Here is a 3,714-nt window from a genome sequence, read left to right as displayed (position 1 = left end):
CGGGCCGGTCCGGCTGGCCGACGTCGCCGAGGCCGCCGGGGTGTCCCGCGCCCTGGCGTCCCGTGTGCTGAACGGTGACCCCGCTGCGCGGGCCGCCGCCGGGACCAAGGCCCGCATCATCGAGACGGCGGCGCGGCTGGGCTACGTGCCGAACGTGGCGGCCAAGAGCCTGCGCGGCAACCGCACCGGACTCATCGGGCTCGTCGTCCACGACCTGTCCAGCCCGATCTACCTGGAGCTGATGCGCGGGGCGCGCGAGGAGGCCGCCCGGCACAGCTACTTCCTGGTGCTGGGCGACGTCGACGAGCTCCTCGCGGACGAGGAGGCGTTCCGGATCCTCATCAGCGGCCGCCGCGTCGACGGCATCGTCATGCAGGGCGGCCACGGCGAGCTCGACCGGCGGGTCGGTGACATCGCGCGGGCGCTGCCCACCGTCGTCGTCAACGCCCCGACCGACGTCGAGCACGAGGGCGCGACCCAGGTCTACCCCGACGAGGTGGCCGCGACGCGCCTGCTCACCGAGCACCTGATGGGGCTGGGGCACCGACGGATCGGCCTGGTCTCGGGGCCACGGCAGTCGATGACCAACCGGCTCCGCGAGGAGGGCATCGTCACGGCGCTGGCCGCGGCGGGCCTGGAGCTCCGCGAGGAGGACCGCGTGCACGGAGAGTGGTCGGCCGACGGCGGACGGGCCGGCGTCGACCAGCTCGTGGGCCGCTGGGGAGCGGGCGTCGACCGCCCGTCGGCCCTGATCGCCGGCAACTCGCTGGTCGGTATCGGCATGCTCGGCGCGCTGGCCCGCCACGGCCTGGCGATCCCGCGCGACCTGTCCGTCGCGGCCGTGCACGACACGTGGATCAACGAGCACCTCGCGCCGTCGCTCACCGCCGTCAGCCTGCCGCTGCACGAGGTGGGGACCGTCGCGGTAAGGACGCTGCTCGCCGGGTCGCACGGCGGCCGGCACATCCTGTCGGACCCGCCGCCCGTGCTGCACGCCCGGGGGTCGACGGGGGCGGCCGGGTGAGGCGCCAGGTAGCTGACCCCACGAACACCGCTCGCTGGGTGCTGCCGGTCCTGGTCCCCGTCGCGGCCGTGCTCGTCGCACATTTCGTCCTGGACCCTGGTGGCTGGGCCGAGGTGACGAAGAGCCTGGTCATCGGTGCGTCGCACGCCGCTGTGGTCGTGCTGGGCACGGCCGTCGTCGTGCTGGCGCTGCTCGCGGCCAGGATGCTCGTCCGTGGCAGGCAGGGCGGCGCGGTCCGTGTGCCGACCGGACGCACCTGGACAGGGCTCGCCGTGGTGGCGTACCTGGTCCTGCTGACGGCGATCTCGGGACGGATCGCCCCACTGCCGATCTTTGCGGGACTGGAACGCCATTGGCAGGGCAAGGTCCTTGATCTGCTGTGGCTGGCGGTCCTGCTGGGGATCCTGCACCGTTGGGCGCGGGCCGAGGTCGGCCTGCGCCGGCGGCTCGAGCCAGGTTCCGCGCGTCCGGCCCTGATCCTGATCGGGGTGACCTTCGGTCTGTTCGCCGGACTCACCGTCCTCTCCGTCGCCATGGACTGGCTCCCGGTCGAGCCGGTGAGCGCTGAGCAGCTCGCGTACGACGCCACGATCCCCAACCTGACCGAGGAGCTCATCTGGCGGGGCGTCATGCTCGCCGTGCTCGTCGCCGTGCTCCCCCCGACCCGGACGGTGCTCGGTGCCAGGGTCGGCTGGGCCGTGGTGATCAGCAGCGTCGCCTTCGGCGTCGGCCACACCGCGCTCGTCGACCTGGAGGGGGTGTGGACCCTCAGCCTGGCCGGCGGTCTCTTCGCCACCGGGATGGGGCTCGCGCTCGGCTGGGTCTGGAGCCGCACGCGCAGCGTCTGGCCCGCGTTCCTGCTCCACTGTGCGCCGGAGATCGGGGTCGACGTCGGGATGATCCTCATGGCGTGAGCGGTGCGTAGGCGGTGGCGGCGTCATCGCATCGGTTGCCGCCGGGGGAGCGGGCTCTTGCTGGCGGGCGGGACGGCACGATCGTCCTCGTCCTCGTCCTCGTCCTCGTCCTCGTCCTGAAGTCGCTGTTGTGGCGGGTTTTTGGTGCGTGCCGGTGGGGGCTGGTTACGCGGCGGGCAGAAGAACGAGCGGGTGTCAGTGGGTCCATCTAGGATCGAACAAAGGTCCGTTGGAATGGTGTGGCTGGAGGACTGATAGGGGCGGGGGAGGTGTCGGTATGGGTAGGCGGTGGTCGGACGGCGAGGGCTCGGTGCCCTGTGTGCCCTCGGTGCGTGAGGATCCGTTCGTGGACGGCGCCATGCCCGATGACGCGTGGCTTGCGGCGTTCTTCGCTGAGTGTGAGGCGTTGTTCGGTGATGATGACGGCCGGCAGGGGTTGGATGTGCCGCCGGAGCCGGGGTGGTGTGATGCCGTGGCCGGTGGCTTGTCGGGCTCTGTTGCGGAGTTCGGGCCGGTGGTGTTGTGGCCGGAGGAGGTGCTGCGGGAGGCGTTGGCCGAGGCGCCGGGGGCTGAGCTGGCGCGGGTGGTCAGCGAGGTCACGGGGTTGGGTGCTGGGCGGCTGGGTGGTGCGGACTCAGCGCTCGCCGGCGGACCTGGTGCGGGGAGTGGTCCCGGGCTGACCACCGTTAGCGAGGACGGGTCTGGGCCGCTGGCTGGGTTGTCCGACGACATGTTGGGGGATCTCGCGTCCGCGTGTGCGCGGTTGCAGTCGTGGGCGGCCGGCGTCCAGGCGGTGGCCGTGGCGGAGCGGGCCGGGCGGGAGACGAGTCCGCTGGCTCATGCGTCGTTGGTTGGTCAGGTCACGGCGGAGCTGGTGGTGACGCAGGCGGAGGGTTCCGAGGTGGTGGTGCGGGCCGAGTCCGGTGCGGAGCACCCCACGGTGATCGACGCTCTTGTGTCCGGGCGGATCGATGTGAAGAAGGCGCACACGCTGCTGCGGTCGGCCGCACAGTTGACGGTGGTCGAGCGGGCCGAGGCGGTTGCCCGGTACCTGCCGCAGGCCCCGTTCCGGACGTGGCGGTGGCTGCGGAACAAGCTGCTGGCGTTCGCGAAGGCACGGCACGGCGCGCAGGAGACGGCTCGGGCGGCGGTGTTGGACCGGAACGTGCAGCTGGATCGGGCGGAGAACGACATGGGGTGGTTGTCGGCGTATCTGCCGGCGGTGGATGCTGCGGCGGTGTGGGGTGTCGTGGACGACCTGGCCCACCAGCTGCGGTACACCGCCGGTGAGGAACGGACGTTGGGTCAGTTGCGTGCGGACTGTCTCACGGGGATCGTGACCGGCCGGCTGCTGCCGGGGGACCGGTTCGCGGTGACCAGCGCGGCGGAGGCGGTTGCGATGACGACCGAGAACGTGGCGACGGGCACGAGCGAGGGCATGGGCAGCGGCGCGGGCGTTGCTGACGGTGCGTCCGCCGAAGGTGGCGACGTCGGTCCGGTCTGCACGTGTGGTGGCCGGGCGCCGGTCGTCCACGAGACGGTTGTGCGGATGACGCCCACGCGCCCCGTCGTGCGGGTGACCGTGCCGGCGAGCGTGCTCCTGGGCCTGGACGACGCGCCCGGTGATCTGGACGGCTTCGGCCCGGTCCCCGCAGAGACAGCACGCCTGATCGCTGAGGACGCTACCTGGCAGCGCCTGCTGACCGACCCGGCCACCGGGGTGCTCACCGACTACTCCACCACCGCGTACAAGCCGGGCCGCGTGCTCCGGTCGGC

At 72.3% G+C, this 3,714-nt stretch carries 3 protein-coding genes; all 3 read left to right on the top strand.

Going from position 1 to position 3,714, the window contains the following annotated elements; translation table 11 throughout:
• Nucleotides 1–1,024, top strand: a 1,024-nt coding sequence (locus tag PROKR_RS22135) for a LacI family DNA-binding transcriptional regulator (RefSeq protein WP_036967573.1), incomplete at its 5' end; no start/stop codon positions are given.
• Nucleotides 1,021–1,938 (top strand): CPBP family intramembrane glutamic endopeptidase, encoded by a 918-nt coding sequence (locus tag PROKR_RS22130; RefSeq protein ID WP_169736517.1) that lies wholly within the window; start codon nt 1,021–1,023, stop codon nt 1,936–1,938. The genes PROKR_RS22135 and PROKR_RS22130, both read left to right, overlap by 4 nt.
• A gap of 277 nt (nt 1,939–2,215) precedes the next feature.
• A partial coding sequence (locus tag PROKR_RS22125) for an HNH endonuclease (protein WP_084800603.1) occupies nt 2,216–3,714 on the top strand: 1,499 nt, incomplete at its 3' end.

It is taken from the genome of Promicromonospora kroppenstedtii DSM 19349 (assembly GCF_000515355.1).
GTDB lineage: Bacteria > Actinomycetota > Actinomycetes > Actinomycetales > Cellulomonadaceae > Promicromonospora > Promicromonospora kroppenstedtii.
Note: the sequence above shows the minus strand (reverse complement) of the source record. Positions and strands in the feature narration are given on the sequence as shown.